General features: G+C 29.6%; 18 protein-coding genes. 12 read left to right on the plus strand and 6 right to left on the minus strand.

Features of this window, described 5'->3' with window-relative positions; genetic code table 11:
* Window positions 1-1,395 (minus strand): hypothetical protein, encoded by a 1,395-nt coding sequence (locus F7018_RS15680; protein ID WP_150901046.1) that lies wholly within the window; start codon window positions 1,393-1,395, stop codon window positions 1-3.
* A gap of 521 nt (window positions 1,396-1,916) precedes the next feature.
* Window positions 1,917-3,056 carry a helix-turn-helix domain-containing protein gene (locus F7018_RS15685; protein WP_150901047.1) on the minus strand — a complete coding sequence of 380 codons (1,140 nt, stop codon included), beginning with the start codon at window positions 3,054-3,056 and terminating at the stop codon, window positions 1,917-1,919.
* 174 nt (window positions 3,057-3,230) lie between these two features.
* Here F7018_RS15685 and F7018_RS15690 point away from each other — a divergent pair, with 174 nt between their 5' ends.
* The 4 genes from F7018_RS15690 to F7018_RS15705 all read left to right on the plus strand — a co-directional run bounded on the left by F7018_RS15690 (window position 3,231) and on the right by F7018_RS15705 (window position 8,025).
* Complete coding sequence (locus tag F7018_RS15690) at window positions 3,231-4,103, plus strand: CPBP family intramembrane glutamic endopeptidase (RefSeq protein WP_150901048.1); 873 nt, start codon at window positions 3,231-3,233, stop codon at window positions 4,101-4,103.
* Between the two features lie 114 nt (window positions 4,104-4,217).
* Window positions 4,218-5,561 (plus strand): serine hydrolase domain-containing protein, encoded by a 1,344-nt coding sequence (locus tag F7018_RS15695; RefSeq protein ID WP_150901049.1) that lies wholly within the window; start codon window positions 4,218-4,220, stop codon window positions 5,559-5,561.
* 84 nt (window positions 5,562-5,645) lie between these two features.
* On the plus strand, window positions 5,646-6,875 hold the full coding sequence (locus F7018_RS15700) for an alpha/beta hydrolase-fold protein (RefSeq protein ID WP_150901050.1): 1,230 nt from the start codon (window positions 5,646-5,648) through the stop codon (window positions 6,873-6,875).
* 175 nt (window positions 6,876-7,050) lie between these two features.
* Window positions 7,051-8,025, plus strand: a complete 975-nt coding sequence (locus F7018_RS15705; RefSeq protein ID WP_150901051.1) for a hypothetical protein — start codon at window positions 7,051-7,053, stop codon at window positions 8,023-8,025.
* Window positions 8,026-8,478: 453 nt separating this feature from the next.
* Here the strand turns inward: F7018_RS15705 and F7018_RS15710 are convergent, their stop codons facing one another.
* From F7018_RS15710 to F7018_RS15725, 4 genes are all read right to left on the minus strand, one after another.
* Entirely contained in the window at window positions 8,479-9,624 is a 1,146-nt protein-coding gene (locus F7018_RS15710; protein ID WP_150901052.1) for an HNH endonuclease, read from the minus strand.
* 192 nt (window positions 9,625-9,816) lie between these two features.
* Window positions 9,817-10,719: a GTP pyrophosphokinase gene (locus F7018_RS15715; RefSeq protein WP_150901053.1), complete on the minus strand. Its 903-nt coding sequence runs from the start codon at window positions 10,717-10,719 to the stop codon at window positions 9,817-9,819.
* 215 nt (window positions 10,720-10,934) lie between these two features.
* Window positions 10,935-11,723, minus strand: coding sequence for a MipA/OmpV family protein (locus F7018_RS15720; protein ID WP_150901054.1), 789 nt, complete (start codon window positions 11,721-11,723; stop codon window positions 10,935-10,937).
* Between the two features lie 114 nt (window positions 11,724-11,837).
* A complete protein-coding gene (locus F7018_RS15725) occupies window positions 11,838-12,479 on the minus strand; it encodes an NAD(P)-dependent oxidoreductase (protein ID WP_150901055.1) in 642 nt (213 codons plus the stop codon).
* Window positions 12,480-12,593: 114 nt separating this feature from the next.
* Between F7018_RS15725 and F7018_RS15730 the strand changes: the two genes are divergently transcribed.
* From F7018_RS15730 to F7018_RS15765, 8 genes are all read left to right on the plus strand, one after another.
* Window positions 12,594-12,956, plus strand: a complete 363-nt coding sequence (locus tag F7018_RS15730) for a winged helix-turn-helix transcriptional regulator (protein WP_150901056.1) — start codon at window positions 12,594-12,596, stop codon at window positions 12,954-12,956.
* Between the two features lie 122 nt (window positions 12,957-13,078).
* Window positions 13,079-14,170, plus strand: a complete 1,092-nt coding sequence (locus F7018_RS15735; protein WP_150901057.1) for a WG repeat-containing protein — start codon at window positions 13,079-13,081, stop codon at window positions 14,168-14,170.
* Window positions 14,171-14,302: 132 nt separating this feature from the next.
* Entirely contained in the window at window positions 14,303-15,634 is a 1,332-nt protein-coding gene (locus F7018_RS15740; RefSeq protein ID WP_150901058.1) for a tetratricopeptide repeat protein, read from the plus strand.
* Window positions 15,635-15,812: 178 nt separating this feature from the next.
* Window positions 15,813-16,133, plus strand: a complete 321-nt coding sequence (locus F7018_RS15745) for a hypothetical protein (RefSeq protein WP_150901059.1) — start codon at window positions 15,813-15,815, stop codon at window positions 16,131-16,133.
* A complete protein-coding gene (locus F7018_RS15750; protein WP_150901060.1) occupies window positions 16,108-16,818 on the plus strand; it encodes a TauD/TfdA family dioxygenase in 711 nt (236 codons plus the stop codon). Before F7018_RS15745 ends, F7018_RS15750 begins: the two co-directional genes overlap by 26 nt.
* Window positions 16,819-16,927: 109 nt before the next feature.
* Complete coding sequence (locus F7018_RS15755) at window positions 16,928-18,328, plus strand: serine hydrolase (protein ID WP_150901061.1); 1,401 nt, start codon at window positions 16,928-16,930, stop codon at window positions 18,326-18,328.
* Between the two features lie 209 nt (window positions 18,329-18,537).
* Window positions 18,538-19,005, plus strand: a complete 468-nt coding sequence (locus F7018_RS15760; RefSeq protein WP_150901062.1) for a hypothetical protein — start codon at window positions 18,538-18,540, stop codon at window positions 19,003-19,005.
* Window positions 19,002-19,862, plus strand: a complete 861-nt coding sequence (locus F7018_RS15765; RefSeq protein ID WP_150901063.1) for a hypothetical protein — start codon at window positions 19,002-19,004, stop codon at window positions 19,860-19,862. Before F7018_RS15760 ends, F7018_RS15765 begins: the two co-directional genes overlap by 4 nt.
* Window positions 19,863-19,888: the final 26 nt, after the last annotated feature.

Consider the following 19,888-nt stretch of genomic DNA (forward strand, 5'->3'; position numbering starts at 1 on the left):
TTAGTTGTTTCTAACTTTATATTTCTTAATTTCTTCCTCGGTCATGTTGTGAATACTACTTGCTGGCGCAGCTTTAAGTGTATACCAGTAGAACTCTGTTGGAATATTAATTTTTGTGTAATAGTCTAAATATTTTTGATGTGCTTCATCGCTCTTAGGTAAATCGGTAGCAGCGGTAGCTCCACCACCCCACGAATGTACTCCAATTTTAGCTCCTTTTGCTATGGTTCTTTTTCTACCTGCTAAAAAGAAATCTGTTCCACCTGATGCAATCATGCTTTTAGAATTTAATCTAGTGTTTAATCCAAATTTATGTACATATAAACTTGCACGCAAATTAGCTACATCGTCAATAGAACCTGGTACACTTAACATTTCTATTGTTTTTACTTCTGGATGTTGGAAAATTAATTCTAAAACAGCCGCTGGTGTACTACTACTTATTGTTCCATTCATATAAGCTACATCTCCTTTTACTTCAAACTTAGCTGTTGACGCTCCTGATTCTAACCCTTTAAAGATTTCTTTTTCAGTTAACTTTCCATCTTCATTACTATCCCAAGCTACAACTTCTTCCTGTACTTCAGCTGGTGCATTTTTAATTACTACATATGCTTTTCCTCCCGAGAATTGTTGTAAAATTTCTTTTGCTTGTTGTTTCAATGCTGCCTCTCCTGGAAAGATGGCTTTTTCAAAGTTAAAATTATTCATTTCTTCTTTACTTACCGATCTACTTCCATCTGTATCCATCATTTGTAAAAACTGCACCATTTCTTCTGGAGCTTCGTTCATTTCTATAATGTTGTTCTTGTTTTTATCAACATCCTTAAAAATATCGTCGCTTTCTTTTTGTTGCTCTGTATGATAACTAGCCACAATCTCTGCAATATCGTCTGTAGCTATTTTACCTTTTTCTTTTTGCATTAACAACAGTACGTCCAAAGCTTCATACGGATTGATAACTCCATCTCTGTTGGCATCTAAAATTGCCATGTCAGACACTTTGTTTCCTGCTCCTTCTTTTACTCTTTTGTAATGCAACGTAATCAACTGTCCATCTATTTTTGTTTTCAGTGTCATTTTATTGCTTTTAAAAGACAATACTTTAAATACACTCTTCTTCCCGTCTGTTGTTATACTAACTTCTTTTTGGTTGTTAGACATTTTCCAGTTTCCCTTTTTTTGTTCTGCACCAACTACTCCTGTAAAAGCTCCTTTTGCTGCATAAACCTGAAATACTTCAGATGTTTGAAAAGCATCTTGTGGTTTTAATTTAGAACCGTCTACTTCTAAAGATTTTAATTTCCATTTTCCAATAATAGCCTTCGAAAGGTCTTGGGCTAAAACATTTCCTACTACTAAAAAGGCTACTAATGCCAGTATGTTTTTTTTCATTTTATTCTTGTTTAAATTTATTTTACTGTTCATAATCTTTTCCTGTTTTTTATATCTCCTTGTTTTTTTGCCATAAAAAAACTCCGTATACCAACCACATTTATGTGATTAAGGTATACGGAGTTTTCCGTAGGTTATTTACTTTACTTCCCAATTTCTTCCTTAATGTTAGAAATAAAGCAAGTAACTGCATTTACATACAGTTACTTTTTGTATGTCAGATAACAAGTTAACAAAGGTAACTTATTTATCTTCTAATCAACTTTAACAAACTATAAAGTCTTCATATTATTTTCAAAATAAAAAGACACTCTACTCCAAGATGAAACACAACTATTTTGTAGAGCGTCCTATAAAGTCAATCAAATAATGTCTATTTAATTTTCTCTAAAATCCCCCTTTTTCAAACTTCCCCTCTATCAAAGGTTGCTTGAAAACTTGATGCAAAGTTGAGTTGAATTTTTAGAATTCCCAGTAAAAACGGGGCTAAAGTTGTCCGGATTTTAGAATTCTGTACAAAATTACGTAAATCGGGACTCCTTATATTTAATCGGAGTCATCTGAGTACTGTTTTTAAATGCTGTATAAAACGAGGTTCTACTTTTAAATCCAGATTCGTGTGCTATGGCTTCAATAGTAAAATTATTTCCCAAATTATTTTTCAATAATTTCTTGGCATATTCTACTCTGTAGTTATTAATAAACTGATTAAAATTAGATCCCAAATTCGAATTGATTGTAGCCGATAATTTTCTTGGGTGCACTCCAATTTTTTCAGCAACATCAATAATGGTTAAATCGACATGTTTGAAAAGTTCAAACTCTTCAACCGCTGCACGCAATTTATCAATTATTTCTTTGGTCTCCGTATTATTTTCCTGAGGCAATTCTTTTCGTACATCTTTTTCAGTACATAATTCTGAAGTATTGGTATTGGTTTCTTCTGGAATTAACAATTTTACTTCGTGCTGCATAATTCCTTTAAACGATGCCCAAAAAATAAGACACATGTTAATGATAAGGAATGCCGTATCTAACAAACTAATTGCCGATTCTTGAAAAATAACCACCAATATTAATGCTACAAATGACGACATAAAATAAAGGAGTATGGTAAGTGAGAAATATTTAATCCAGATAATCCCTTTATATTCTGTAGTTGAATATTGATTTTTAATTTTCTTGGTGTGAACAGTTATGAGTTTAAAAGTTCTCACCATGATTACAATACTATAAACAATTCCTCCTAAGTAATATATCAATCCGAATATAGGTGATTCAAATACTTGAACAATAAGAGACAAATCGAAAAGTAATAACCCTGTAAAAAAGAGAAATGCGACAATTCCTGGTATTAACACATTGTATTTTTTCTTTTCAGGTACAATGGAAATGTCTTGCACATACAAATAAAACACGGGAAACAACAACCACAAAAAATCAAACGGTAGGTATTCTAGCTTTGGATAATACTTTATAAGATTTAGTTCTATGACAATTTCATTGATAGTACTCAAACCGAAAAGAATCATAAAAACACCTAAGAAAAACGTGTTTCGCTGTTCTTTTTGATGCAAAGCAATTAGTAGAATACCAAACGATACGCCTAATATTAACAACACAATATTTATGGTTGATTGTAATGAATACGTTATTTCCATATTGAATAAAACACAGTGTTCACCATTAAGTTACGAAACATTTTACAGAAAACCTGTCCCGTTTAAATAAAAATTTCAGAAGTAAACATGTAACATTCAGTAATTGATTATGTCTAATAGAAAATCGTGGCCGCGAAAAATTGTACTAATCTTTAACCCCAACTAATCAAATAAATGAATCAACCCTTAAAAAAAATCTTACATTTCCCTATTACCAAAATCCTTTTAGGAATAAGTAGTTGTTTAGCAGTTTTAATTCTTGTACAAAACTTTATTTCTAAGCCTATTTTCCAAACACTAATTGCTACCAAACAAATCTCGGACACATTTGTTAACTATACTTCAATCGCTGTTTTATTAGCTACCTATTATTTTCTATTTAAGTTTTTAGAGCAACGAAACATTACAGAAATAACCATTAGAAACCATACAAAAGAGCTCTTTGGAGGCTTTATACTTGGCTTTGGAATTCTTTCTTTAGTTATACTAATTTTATATGCATTAGGCTATTACCAAATAACAAACTTTAACGGATATTCTTATTTCTTAGCACCTCTTTCTTCTTTGGTTATTAGTGCCTTACTTGAAGAAATAATGTTTAGAGCTATTTTATACCGAATATTAGAAAACTGGTTAGGAACCTATATTGCCTTGGCTATTATCTCGGTATCCTTTGAACTACCTCATATTTTTAATGACAACGTTACCTTTTTATCGATAGTACTGGGACTTATTTTCGGATTTGCACATGGTATTATGTATACTTATACCAAAAGAATTTGGCTACCCTTTGCATTCCATTTAGCATGGAACTTTGCACAACCTTTTTACGGTTCTAACCTATCGGGTATTGAAGATGTTGGAAATATTTTTAGTTCAACATTTAACGGACCAAAATTATTAACGGGTAGTATTTATGGTTTAGAAGATTCTATACTTTCTATCGTCCTATTATCTATAGTATCTATTGTATTCTTATACGCTAGTATACAACAAGGAAAAATAGTACCACCTTCTTTTAAAAAACAACTTAAACAACAAGGATAGGTATACCGCCTATCCTTTATTCAACATTTACAGTTTGTAATGCAAGTGTAACATTTTGACCACTTTAATCGTCGTAAGGTGAAAATCCCTACAACTAACCTTAAACTGTAAAAAATGAACAAAGCTACTCTCCTTGTTTTCGCATTTCTAATCTGCTTATCGTGTAAAAAGAATGAGCAAAAAGCATCCTTAAAAAAAGAACCACAAACCGTAAATCCGATTTCAGAAATAGACAGCCTTCTACGCAGCTATGAGAAAAACGGAACTTTTATGGGAAGCATAGCCCTGTCTGAAAAAGGTAAAACTATCTATTCAAAAACTATTGGATTTAGCAACATAGAAGCAAATACAAAAGCCGATGAAAACACCAAGTATCGTATTGGTTCTATTTCAAAAACATATACAGCAGCATTGGTATTGAAAGCTGTTGAAGAAGGTAAAATTACTTTAGATGAAACCATAGACAAATACACTCCTAGCATTAAAAACTCATCAAAAATTACCATTGCTCATTTATTGCAGCACAGAAGTGGTATACATAACTTTACAAAAGATAAAAGCTTTTTTGAATATAGAACGGAGTATAAATCGCCTGAAGAAATGTTAGCCCTGATTGCTACTTACGACAGTGATTTTGAACCCAACACTAAAGGCGACTATAGCAACTCTAACTACTTTTTATTAGCTTATATTCTTGAAAAGGTGTACAACGAAACCTACAACGAACTTTTACAAGAAAAAATATGTACGCCTTTAGGTTTAAAAAATACTTATGAGCGAAAAAAAATAGACAGTAGTAAGAACGAAGCACATTCGTATTCTTTTGCCGAAGGGAAAACAAAGTTTCCAGAAACCAACTTATCAATAACCTTAGGAAGCGGTTCTATAGTTTCTACCGCTAAAGAGGTAAACCAATTTATAACCGCTTTGCTTACAAGCAAATTACTTTCTGATAAAAGTATAGCCCTTATGAAAACCATTAAAGACAATTATGGAATGGGGTTATACCGATATAAAATAACCGATAGGCATGGACTTGGACACCGTGGGCATATTGATGAATTTAGAGCTACCGCTATTTATTTTCCGAAAGAACAAGTAACGCTTACTGCAATTACCAATGGATCTAGCATTGATATTAACGATTTATTTTTAGCCATTTTAAAACGTTATTTTAAAGATGCTCCTGTTGAGATTTCGGAAACTGAGCTTGAAAAATTTGCAGGGACTTATGTATACGAAAAAGATGCAACGGACAAAGCAGTGTTTGTAAGAGACCACACTACTTTGGTTCATATTATAAAAGGTGAATTTAAATCTCCGCTTGTATACAAAGGCAATAACCGATTTGTTATGGAACAAATGTATGCGGAGTCTATTTCGTTTATATTTTCTGCAGATGGAAGTGAGCTAAGCTTTGTTCAAGGTGATTTTAAGGGCAAATACACCAAAGAGTAAACACGTTATTTAGCTCATTATTAACAAAGAACAATTAAAATTTATTGTACTATTGTTAAGCCTTGCATACTTAACTATATATCGATGAAGCTTAAAATTGTTCTTTGTTTCCTACTATTTCAAACTGTTTTTTATTCGCTAACTGCCCAAGAGGCTACTCCTAATGTGGTTGGCAACAAACAAGTGATTTCTTCGAAGGTTTTAAACCAAGATCGAGAAATTTCGATATACCTGCCTGCTGATTATAAAAAAACTGCTTATCCTGTACTGTATATTGTAGACGGACAACGGTATTTTTTAAATGGCGTTCTGTACCAGAACACGTTACAATGGCAAGACAAAACACCTCCATTTATTGTGGTGGGCATACATACACAGCAGAGAAAACGGAGAAAATTGTTATATCCAGACGCTCAAAAGTTTATACTGTTTTTAACGGATGAATTGATTCCGTTTGTTGAAAAAAATTACAATGCTGCTCCCAAACGTTTCTACTTTGGCTGGGAAATGGCAGGAGGTTTGGCACTTGAACTCCTAGCACAACCCAAAAATATATTTACTGCTTTCTTTATAGCTAGCCCCACCCATATAACTAAAGCCAGACTAAGCTCTTTGAGAAAAAAGTTAGTTACACAGGGCAATACTACCGAGTATATCTATGTTTCTTTAAGCCCTTCTGAACATTGGGCAACGGAATCCGTTAATCAGTTTAAAAGCTTGTTAAGTAGCACTGTTTTACCAAAAACCACTTGGAAATTCGATTCCTTACCAAGCGAAAACCATCACTCTACTCCAACCTTAACCCTTCATAAAGGTTTAAACCATTACTTTAGCGATTATCCTTACCTACGTTTTAATACTTTAAACGATTTTAACCAATATGGTGGATTGGCTAAACTTAAAGCGCATTATGCCAAAAGAGGCGATAAATACAATACCTCTAAAGAGATTCATAAAAGCACCAAACACTTTTTGTTATTGCAAGCCATGAAAGAAAACAATTACCCTGCTTTTGCTTTGTTTATGAAAGAGTTTGGCAACTACTACCAAACCAAAACTAGGGATTTGTGGTTTAACAGGTATGCTCAGTTTTATTTACAATACCAAAAAACAAATAAGGCTATAAAAGTTTTAACCGTTGGACTCCGCAAGTTTAAAAAATCGGCAATACTGTTACGAAGTTTGGGCGATGCCTATATACAACAAGGTAACAAAGCTAAAGCCAAGGTATTTTATACAAGGGCTTTTGAAACTGCCATACAAAATGAGGATAAGAATATTGAAGCCTATAGATTGAAGTTGGAGGGGATATAGTTTTGTTATCATAGACTTGTAATTAGTAATACAAGTTATAGCTAATCTATAAAAACTACTTTTTTAAACTATATAATGGTTACATTTGGTGTTTATGATTTTCTTTTATCAAACTGAATATAAGTCATATATAAAAAAGAAAAAGTAACTATAGACTGATTAAACTCAAAGCAAAATGAACCACTCAAAAATTTTAATTTTCAAACTTCTTATTTTACTAGTTTTAACTGGATGTTCTTCAAAAGCAAAACCCAAAGTAAAAAATGATTTGACAAAACATGAGCTTAGCGGTAATGTAAAATCTGCTGATGTTTTTTTCTATCATGTTGCTAAAAGATCTAAGGGTATTACTAAAACCAGAGGAGGTAAAACAGATGCTTATTTATTTAATAACTCAGGTAATTTATTAGAATCTAAAAGCTTTCATGGTAATGAGTATAAGGAAATAACCGACTTTGCTAAACTTAATAATGTTGGCAATGCTCTTGATGTAGAAAAAGACAAAGATTTTAATTTAAGACTAAAATGCGTGTTTAGCTACAATGAAAAAGACAAACTAAAAGAAGAAATTAGATATAATCCAGAAGGTGTTAAAACAACTAACATTGTTTATGAATATGGAGATAAAGGTGAGCGTACAAAAGTAATATACTATGACGGTGCTAATGGTACAATTAGAGGAGAAACTAACAATACATATAACGATAAAAATGAACTGATAAGTTCAGTTAGTTATGGGCAAAAATACACCTTTGAGTATGATAACAATGGGAATAAAATCCAAACTAATTGCATTACAGCGAAAAAAAAGTATACCTATAAATACGATAGTGATAATAACGTTATAGAAGAAGTAAAATACGATTTGAACAAAAACAATACAATGCTTTTTAAAACTACCTTCTCTTATAATAGCAATGGACTTTTAATAAAAAAGGCTGACACTAATCCTTCAGGTGATAATTATGAAAACAATTATATATACGATGATAACGATAATTTAATTGAACATACTACAACTTTTACTTGGAGAAAGCCTACTAAATATATTTTTGAAAACGACAAAAATGGTAACTGGGTTAAAAAGTATAAATACGAAGGAAACGAGTGTTTATACCTATGGGAACGTAACATAGAATACTACAACTAGCTCTTAGTTAGCTTACACAATAACAAAACCTTAATTCTTTATGAGTTAAGGTTTTTTGTTGCTTTACAAATACTTTAACTCCTACTCTTTAGAGTTTGTAGTCATAAAAACTCTACAGAACTATCAGCGAGCTTCGCTGATGCTATTGAAACTCTGCAGAACCTTCAGCGAGCTTCGCTGATGCTCTTGAAACTCTGCGAAACCTTCAGCGGGCTTCGTTGGTGCTCTTGAAACTCTACGAAACCTTCAGCGAGCTTCGCTGGTGCTCTTGAAATCCTGCGAAACCATCAGCGAGCTTCGCTGACACTCTTGAAACTCTGCAGAACCATTAACGGATTTCTCTAAAAAACAACAAATTTTTTATTTACAGCCTCAAACTATAGACACTAAATAGATATTTAATAAAAAAATTATTATATTTAAGAGTATATTTTTTTCATTATTTTAATATATCTAATTATTATAGAACGACATTAAGAATTCATTTTCATTCTCAAATATATTAACTCGTTTAACAAAATTAATTACTAGTCGACTATAACTATTGTTCTCTAAAATCTGTAAATCTTCTATTATTATATTATAACAAACTTGTCCATTAAATAAACTTAATCTAATTCTTGTATTATTTTGATATTGTTGAAAAAATATATTATGAGACTTTTCCTTAGAATCTATAATATTATTCTTTCTACCAACGAACCTTTTTAGTTCAGACTTTCCAACTTTCACAAATTTTTTGGCGCTTTCTAAACTAACATTGTTTTTTGAATCTGGAAAATAATAAATTAAACAGTTAAGCATTATTTTAACCATTGCTTGTTCTTTTTTTAAAGAATTAAAATTAAATCCAGCATATATAATATTATCATCATTAATTTCATTACTAAAACTTTTTAATTTAACAGGTTTAGACGTAAAAATTAAAAATTGTTCAACGAATTTTATTGATTCTTCTAGAGATTTTGCCCTTAATCTAAGGTTATTCTGATTATCTAAAAATATTCGTGGTTTTAAATATTTGGACAATTCATGACTGTCTAATAATTCAAAGATGATTATATCTTTTAGTTTTTCATATGATTCTGTTTTTTCGAAAGAGACTCTATTATCAGAGACTTTAAATTGAATATAAGATGTTAAACTACTACTTCTGTCAGGAAACTTTAATACAAGTTTTAAACAATTTTGTTTCCATTTTTTAATTTTATTAGCAAAAACGTCTACATCTTCTTGAGAAGAGCCCTCTATATAGAATTTTGAATTTATCTCAATTATTTGAGGCTTAAGAGAAATCTCAAATTTATTACTTTGATTTACCTCATAGACTATTTTATTGTCTTGATTAAAAGAAAATAGTATAGGAGCTTTAAAATAGGCTTGTTTATTCTGTTCTTTCTGTTTTGTAAGTCCTTCTACACTTCTCATCAATGCAGGTACTCCTTTTTGATATAACTCTCTTTCTAATCTTGAAAAATCATTATTACATTTAATACACACACATGACATAAACAATTTTTGCCCTCCTAAACCATCTGGAAATACATGTTCAGTATCTTTCAAATAACTACGCAAACAATAAAAGCATTTTTTCTTCATTCATTTTTAATTTAGAAGTGATATTAAATAAGAAATACTTTTTAATTGTTTGTTATGCATTATCAGTATCTAGTCTAGTAAAACTTAAGAAGTTCAAAACATTGACTAATAATAGTCATTATTAATAATCTAAATTTAATTAATCATACAACTGTACTCTTAATTTTTTTTAATTACTTTTAAACAGAAGGTTTATTTTAATTCTTGTTTATTTTTTTCAAATTGTAATTTGTCTTTTTCTAAAAGCTTAATAACTTCATCTATGTAACCAGCTTGATCTAACCCAGATAATTCTATCTTATCAGCTATTATATTATTGAAAACATCAACATTTAACATATTATAATTCTTTTCTATTCTAGAACTGAGAAGTTTATTTTGAGGATCATCAAGTTTATATAATCCTTTAGAGTTTTCTAACATCACTCTTCTAAAAGTTTCTGAATTTAAATCTAGTAATAGAATTTCTTCATAAGACGCATTCTTAATATATTCAAAATGTTCTTCAACTTTATCTTTTAAATCTTGTAATTTATCATCAACAACTTCTAATAATGCAGAAACTTTATATAAATCTCTGTTAATAACCTTGGGAATATTCTCTTCACGTTTATAAAATAAAGAGTGAGATGTTTCAGCCCAAATATGCTCAGAAAGAGTCCTGATTTGTACTTCTATTTTTTTATTCACATGGCTTTCCCAATCAGGAGTCTTTGCCCAATCCTCTTTTATTTTTAAAATCAAATGAATTGAATTATATCCAAATTTATCAGGACTTTGATTATTTCTGTTCGGATTATTCAATAACTCAAATTCAGTTGTTAAAATTTCTACTACTTTATCTTTAAACTCGGGATATAACAATACAATTCTTATACCTACTAAGTCATTCAACTCTGTAACTGTTTTTTTAATTTTAAATCTTTCAGATAATAATTTTTCATTAATTGAATCAAATTTCTTATACCTTCCATAAATACCAAATACAGTAGGAATCTTTTTTCTTACTAATATTTTCTCAACTATACGCTTAAACTCATTGAGAAAGTCTTTATAATCATCAATTATTTCTTCATACTCTTTTTCTAATTCCATGGGGGCACTGGTTTGTTTAATATTACAAAAATTGGTGTATAGCTAATATACTTAAAAAGACCATTATGCCTATTTGTTTTATTAAGTTTTCTATTACCACGTGCTCCCACTAGTCTATAACTAGTGGTAACTAGCAGAGATTATTTTATATATTACTTAAAAAAAGCCTCTGAATAATATACTACTCAAAGGCCTTTTAATCCATAGATTTTGTCTTAGAATCTGTACAAGGCTGATATTGCTGTAACAAATTGGTGCTTGTTTCCTGTTTGAATAATTGGGCTATCTACAACATCTGAAATAAATACATTGTAACGGAATGCCATACCTAACATCCATTTTTTATTCAATAAATAGAAAACACTTGAAGATACTCCAACATCTTTAAAACCAGACTCCAATTTATAACTTGGTAAATTAGCTGCTAAACTACTTGTTTGAGACACTCCAAAATAAGTATTTAAATAGTTGGAGGTGGCAAAAGAACTGTTTATTGCAACTCTTGAAATTAACTTCTTTTTTCTATAGTTAAACCCTACTTCTATATTCGCCAAACCACCATCATTTGCTCCAGTAATATCGTGCGTATAGCTTGCTTTAATATCTACCTTTTTAAAGTTATACTTAGCAAACAATCCTGCTCCAATGGCAAAGTCTATTTCGGGGAGCAGCGCTATTTTAGTATTAGACACGGAGTTATTTCTGTTTATTTTTGAGGCAATCATAGGACCAAAATTCCACTTTCTATTTGCCAACACATTGTATTCTGCATTTAGCCCATACACTCTTATATATCGACCATTTATCCAGTTAGCAGAAAAACTTATAAAAGGCAATACACGGTAATCTTTCGCTCCTTCGTACTCAGGAAACAAAGCAACACTGGCTCCTAAACTATAAAACACTTTTTTAGTAACTGGGGGTTTTTGTTGCTTTTGAGCTTGTAGGTTATTGGTATAAAGACTGCTTATTCCAATAATAAAAATTAAAAAAAATCTCGTCATAAATAGTTATTGTTATAATTAGGCAACAAAACTATTGGCTCTGACACTTTCAATTCTGAAACTAATTTCAGTATTGAAATTCTTTTTTAAAATGTATGTTTTAGATATTTCTTATCAACTTCCAACAATTGGGAAACGTCTATTCCAACTATTGTTATCAATGTTATCTAACATAAAATCGCATAATTGGTTTAAACTAACTTTCATTCCAACAACATTATTTGCATCGACTTTAAGGTCACCTTCAATATCTTTGACCATAGGAGGTCTAATATTTACAAAATTTATAGTTGAATTGTAAAGAATTTCCAATTCACCATCTTTAACATTAATCAATTGTTTTGCCATCATTTTTAGCATCAATCTTATAATTTTTCTTGAAAAAGATAACTTCTCACCAGGATATTTAATTCCTGCACCAGCAATACTAATCAGTTTTTCAACTCCTTCTGCCGGCATGGTTTCAGTTATAAATTTTAATGATTTGTGATATTTAGTTTCATCAACATCCTTTGATTTAGCTTTTATTGGAGGACCTATGGTAGAAAGGATAGCAACCGACCCTTCCATAGCTTCTTTAAGCTTTGAATGATCGAAATAATTTCCCTCTATTATTTCAACTCCTGAATCTAACCATCCTAAATTCTCTATTGAACGAACCAAAATTTTTACTTTATATCCTCTTTTAGTAGCTCGCTCGACAAGTCTTTTTCCAACCATTCCAGTAGCTCCAAAAATTGTTATTTGATTTTTCATTTTATATTTTATTCATTAACGATTCAAAAGTATTACATTTGGTATATAAAAGATAGTAACTTCTTATAATATACAAGTATACTTTTGTATACCTAGATAAATAAAACAAACATTATGAACCAGTTAGATGACACATCAGGAATAAAGAAATGCCCTAAAGAATTTGTTTTAGCTGTTAATGATACGCTAAATGTTTTAAGTGGAAAATGGAAATTATCTATTATAGCTTCAATGCTATGTGGGAATCATAGGTATAAGGATATAAAAACGAATATTGAAAAGATTACTCCAAGAATGTTGTCAAAAGAATTAAAAGAATTAGAGTTAAATGGGATTATCACAAGAAATGTCTCTGACTCAACTCCAGTTCGAATAGAATATCAAATGACTGAATCTGGTAAAAAAATCATAACTGTCTTAGACGCTATGGTTAATTGGGGTATAGCACATAGAGAATCTGTTTTAAAAGCAAGCTAGTTTTAACTATAAAGTTCTTTGTAATTATATTTTTTTAAGCCTCTGCTAGTTTTTTGTAAAAAATAAATTAGGATTAACCTCTATATTTGTTTTTATATCACTAATTGGCAATAATTTTAAAAATGATTTTGATAAAAAGATTATTTTTTCTGGTCTTGTTTTTTCAATTCCAAAATATTCTTTCTCAAGTAAAAGAGATAACCAAACCAGAAGAAGTAAGTAACGGATATACTCCTTCTTACTATAAAACTTTAAATTTAAGCTCTAAAATATCTGATTATAAAAGATTATACATTTATGAGTACTCTCATGAAGCTTCTAATATAAATTTAAAAAGAGTTCAATTAAATTTAAAAACAAATAAAAAAGTAGATAGTTCTTCTATTATAATTAAAGCTACAGGAGATATTAAAACTTATAATGAAGATTTCACCTCTTTCCAAAAAACAAATAGTTTATTGACTATTAATAAATACTTAAACTACGTAGTTTATAAAAAGAAAAAAAAGCTAGGAATTATTTTAACTGATCATATCATACCTGCGAAATACGATAGCATTGGAAAACCATTTCTTGTTAAAGGAATGAAACCAATGATTTTAGTAGGTATTAAGAAAAATAATAAAATGAAATTGGGAATCATTAATTCTGATGGAAAATCAGTTCTTCCCATAAAATACGATGAAATAATAATTCCTTTTGATCCTGACTTAAAAGATATAAAAAACACAAAAAGCCAAAATCTTTGGGTGAATGTTAACAGTACTGATTTTTTAAAAAAGAAAGTAATTGGTAATTATGATGGCTTCTACCAAAACCAAAAAATTATAGTAAAGCAAAACGATAAGTATGGTTTATTTAATGCAGATTGTAGTAAAGTTTTAAACTGTGAGTATGATAAAATAACTGTAAATAATAATTTAGATTTTTATCTTTTGGAGAAAAACAAAAAATTTGGTTTTGTTATGTTAAGAAGAAGAGATGCTGAAAAAAATGAAATTACTCGTCAAAATGAACCAGGTATTTTAGCTAACTCTATATCTAAAATAATGCAAACAAAAGATTTAATTCTAGAGCCTAAACTTGATTTTAAAGTATTGAGAGAATATAAGCTAACCCGCTCTTATTTTTCATTTGTTATAGGAGGACAAAAAATTAGAGTAAATGAATCTGAAATATTAAAATTATTGTCAAAACCACCTAAACTACATTAAAAAAACAGCTCTCTTTAACTACAAATTTCTTTATAATTATTTTTTTGAAAACTGTATTTTTGGAAATTGTATAACCATATCGATTGCTTCCTTTAAAAGGTTATATAATACATATAAAAATTAGGCTAAGAAATGAAAAAGATTACGTTATTTACATTACTTTCTTTTATAATATTGAGCTGTAAAGCTCAACTAAAGATTGAAAACAATACAAAAAAAATAAAACAGGCACAGACTGAAATCACTCCCGATCTTAAATATTTTTTATCAGATTGTTTAGTAAATAAAGACTGCAACGAATGTGTAAATGAATTAGTTTCTAAAGCCAAAAATGAATATCAAAAATATCTGATTGGTGGAGCCTTATACAATATTGATTCTAAAGTATCGTATGAGCTACATAAATCGGCTTATGACAAATATCCTAATGAATTAAACTTCAATTTGGAATATGCAATTGAAAGCCATCGAATTGGAGATTATAAAACTGCTATTAAACATTACGAAATTTATAACCAGACAAAAGAAACAGATTATAGAGTTCATGTTTGGTTAAGTGAATGCTATTTAAATTTAGATAATTATTCAAAAGCAATTGAACACTGGAAAAAAGCAAATCATTCCAAAAACCATACAGGAATTGACAAGGCTATCTATATTATACACGGACAAGTTGACCAAATTAAAAAGCGTTCAGATTTAATATCTAAAATCAAATCTAAAGATTCTAAAAGCGCGTACGAATTAATATTCCTTGATATGAATTGGGAGTTAGATTGGTGGAATATTAACATCCAAGAATCTTTTTTAACAAAAGACCTAAACACAATTAAAAATTCTTTCGGTTCAAACAGTAAAGAATATTTACAATTATCTGCTTATAACAAAATCAAACATCTATCTAAAAATTCAAGTTCTAAAGACGCTATCAAAACAGCACTACTAGATTCTAAATTGATTTTAGACAATTACCCAATGCCTACTAATGGAAAAATAGCTTCTGATTTATTAAGAATTTCATTTATAAATAGATTACTAGATCAAAAAGAGTTTTTTGAAAAGAGAGGAAAAGAAATGATTGAATTAGCCGATACATACAAAGATGAAGAGCTTCTTAACATTTATGCATACCTAGAATCAGTTGTAACCGGACACGTTTCTGAACAAACAGATAAAAAAGGATGGAATGAATACAAAAGTGAAAAATTTGCAATAAGCTATTTTATCGGATTGGCAAACAAAAACAAATATGATAATCCTGATTTAGAAAAAGCTCTGATGGACTTCCCTAATTCTTCAAAAATTCATTGGGTAAAACTCAACTGTGCAAAAATTGAAGGAAAGAATATAAAAACCGATTTAATAGAGGTTATGAAAAAAGAATTCAAAACTTTAGGTTCTAGTCAGGCTAAATACTCTTACGCTCTAAAAAACTATTTTTATCTGCTAGAGAACGAAATTTAACTAGTACTAACTGAAAGATTTGTGCTTATTCATAAAGCTCCCATTCCTCTAGTCTTGACTTGTTCTGATTAACGTTGGTTTTAGCTAAACAAATTTCTTTATAATTATATTTTTAGAAAACTGTATTTTTGGAAATTGTATAACCATATACAAAGAAGCTAGAAAAATAAAATACACTATGAACATTGAACTTTTTAGGGAGTTAGATTTAGACAACCCACAATCGGAAATTATAACTGTTGATATCGATGAAAACTCATCTATTGGTGAACTTTTAACTGAGGTACACAACATAACGAAAATCCCAACTTATACAGAACTTGAATGGGACGGTAAAGTTGAAAAAATAGCGTGCAGGTATTATTTTAAATTTGATTCAGACTTTGGAGGCTTTAGTTATGTTGAGGATTTAGAACAAAAGATTAGTGATTTTCCTAAAAAAGGATCAAACAATGAACTTTGCATATTAATAGATGGAAAAGTTGGACTTGCTAACTAGATACAAATTCAATCAAAACCTAGCATACGAGGATATTGTTTCGGAATTAAGAAGAGGTGATAAAATAATTCTGTTAGAAGACTTCCCTTTATCTGACTCACAGTTTCAGTCGTTTATTAACCACATAGGAACTTCTATTTTTGAAAATAAAAATAACGACAGGAAAGATATTTATGATGTAAAAATAGCCAAACAAAATAACTTTTTTAGATCCATAGCTAACTCCAACTTATCTTTCCCACTACACACTGATTGTGCTGATTTTGATTCAATTCCAAATTGTATTGGGTTATTATGTGTAGAACCTGCCGCTCATAAACAAGGAACTAATACCTTTATGTTTTTAGAAGATTTATTGAAACAATTATCTGAAAAACAGGTTCAAGAACTTGTAGAGAAAAAGTGGGATTTCAGAAATCAATCTAGAAGCATTTTAACTATGGAGTCTGGTACATATAAGCTATGTTACGACAGAATTACTATTGAATCATTTTCCAAAACAACAGACACAGAAAAAGAGCAATTGAATAAGTTAGACTCCCTATTTAAAGAAAACGTATTTGAATTAAAACTAAAAAAAGGAGAACTCGTTTTATTTAGAAATGACTTAATGTTACACGGACGAACTGAAATTGATATAAACTCAAACAGGCTGGTTAAAAGAATCAGATTTGACGTTAATTAAAAATAGTCTTCCACAAGTACGTTAGTCCCCACTACTCTCTATTTATAAAACTGTAACATTTAAAAACTCCCATAGTCTTTTGACTATAAATTAGTTAAAATAAGATGTTATGAAGAAAATTACTACACTCATACTTTTCGTATTTATTTTATTAGGATGTAGTACTCCTAAAAAACAAAAACCTCAACCTTTTTTAAAACACAGTAAAACTATAGATTCTTTAATGCAATTTAGCTTTGATAGAGGAATCTTTAACGGAAACGTATTGGTTACTAAAAACGACTCCGTAGTGTATCAAAAATCGTTCGGATATACCGATGCCTCTGGACAAACCAAACTAACCAAAGAATCTCTTTTTAGCCCGGGTTCTATTGCAAAGGAGTTTGTAGCGGTATCTATTATGATGTTGGTTGAAAAAGGAACTTTAAGCTTAGATGATAAACTTTCTGATTTCGATTTAGGACTCCCAAATTGGTCTAAAAAAATTACCCTTAAACACTTACTCAACTACACTAGTGGTATTCCTCAAATTGATTACGAAAACGTAAAGAATGAAAATGATATTCTAGAAGATTTACAAACCTTACCTAATTTAATGTACAAGCCAGGCACGGACTTTTTATACAATAACAACAGTATTTTTATTCAAAAAAAGATTATTGAACAAGTTAGCAAAAAAACTTTTCAAGAGTTTGTAAAAGAACATATTATTACTCCTTTAAAAATGAAAAGTGCTGCTTTTGATCTTGATTATGATTACCCAAATAGAACTAGGAGTTTTAATGTGCATAAGGAAAATACAAACGAAGTTTCTCCAACTAAAGGTTGGATATGGTTATCGACTGACGACTTAAACACTTGGGTTACTGCATTACGCAGCAATAAGTTGATTTCTATGAAATCGTTAAAATCACTTCTTAAAAATCAGTATTTTGAAAATCAGAAATCAGTTTTAGGCTCAACCGATAAAGAGTTTAGTTTACATATGCATGGAGGTCAATACTATCAATTTGAAGCTGCTTTTATTGGTGAATTCAAAAATAACCTCAACGTTATTTTAATGTCTAACAATAAAAACCAATCCTTTGAAATAATTTATTCTGTATATAACATTATGAAAGACAAAGCTTTTAGCTTACCTAAAAAATCAATTTACAGAGAAATAAGAAAAAAATGTGCTGAAGATATTGACGAAGGAATTAAATATTATCATGCTTTAAAAGAAAGGAACTATGATTTATATAGTTTTGAAAACCCAAACGAATTAAATAGCCTTGGATATGATTTAATTGCACAAAAAAAAGTGACTCAAAGTATAAAAATATTCAAACTAGCACTTTCAGAATTTCCAACTAATGCAAACTTATATGATAGCCTAGGAGAAGCCTATTATATCAACAAAGAATATGCGTTGGCCATATTAAACTATAAGAAGTCCTTAGAATTAAATCCAGAGAATATTAATGCTGAAAAGATGATTCGAAAAATGAATAACATTCAAGAAAAATAAGCACTTGAAATCTTTAACTAAACTATATAAAACCAAAAAACCTTAATTCTTTCGAATTAAGGTTTTTTTTGAAAGTCAGTACGGGCGGAGAGACTCGAACTCTCACACCTCACGGCACTAGAATTTAAGTTTAACATCTATACACTAACTAAATACACCTATTTAATAAAATTACGAAATAGGGCACAAAAATTGCTACACACTTTTTTATGAAAGCTATTTTAATTTTAATATCATTTTTCTTTTTTGCAAACTCAAGTGTATCTCACCAAGACACCATATTAAAGGTTGATAAAAAAGGAAACATTATTGGGTTACCTAATAAATTTAACCATTCAAAATTCGATTTAGAAAAAGGTTATCTAAAAATTAACAATAAAGAAGTTATTTTTCCTAATTGTATAAAACACTATTTTGATATCCTTGAAAAACCAAAGTTTACCTTATTAGCTTCTTGGTATCATTCAAAAGATATTATGCCTTTTTATCTCAACTTTGACCTCTCTCAAGAAAATAAGGATTATGGATATAATATTTTAATCAACTTAGAAACTCTTGAGCTTATATCTATAAACATCTCTTTAAAACAAGAAAACACTTATTATACCCATGAAATAAAATTAGACAAGAATTGTCTAGATGATTATAAAAAAGAACTTAAAAAATTAAAGCAATGAAATTTTTAAAAACCCTCATCATACTTTTAACATTTGCAGCTTGTTCAAAAAACAAATCAAATTCAAAAGTTATGAGTAATTCACCATATAAAATTGATACTGTAAAATATTCATACAGCGGTTTTAATCACGGTTCCAGACTTGGTTTATTAAGTAACGGTTCCTTTATTAAGAAAAATTTCGTTTTTGGTTGTACTGGTGGAGGATTTATAAAAATAGTCTTTGGAATATATCAAATTGATAGCACTAATTTAAAGTTAATCCCTAAAAAGGTAAAATATACTCAACTTCCCATTGATTTTGAATCAAAGCCCAAAACTATCAAAGTTAATTATGGGGTTGATTCGCTTAAGATTAAAACAAAATATCAAATTGTAACTTGGGGAAACAAAAAATATCTTCTTTCTGATTTTCTTGATTCTGATTTCAGTCTAGAAAAAGAAAATGACTACATTAGGTTTGCTTATTATGTTAACAATGGTTTAGAGCCTAATTCAAACGGTATATATCTGGTTACTGAAATAAAAGACTCTATTAAAATACCTTTTGATTTAGAACAAATACCTGAAAAATGGCGAAGTTATTTTTTAAGAGAACCTATTTCTACAAAAATCACCAAAATTAAAAAAATACCTAATCCATATAATGATGGAAGTGTTGATTATTGGTTTATAGAATTAAATAAAGGAACTAGAGATGGAATGAATAATAAGTTATCACTAACAACTAAGGACGATGATTTTCTTATTGAGATAGACTCAGTCCTAACTAATAGAAGTTTTGGAAGTGCTCCAATCTACGGTTTAACATCTAAAAAGATTCCTGTAGGAACTGAATTAAGAACAAAATGGAAATAAATATATTTTACTACTCGCTCCCGCTA

This window comes from Tenacibaculum aiptasiae, from assembly GCF_008806755.1.
Lineage (GTDB): Bacteria > Bacteroidota > Bacteroidia > Flavobacteriales > Flavobacteriaceae > Polaribacter > Polaribacter aiptasiae.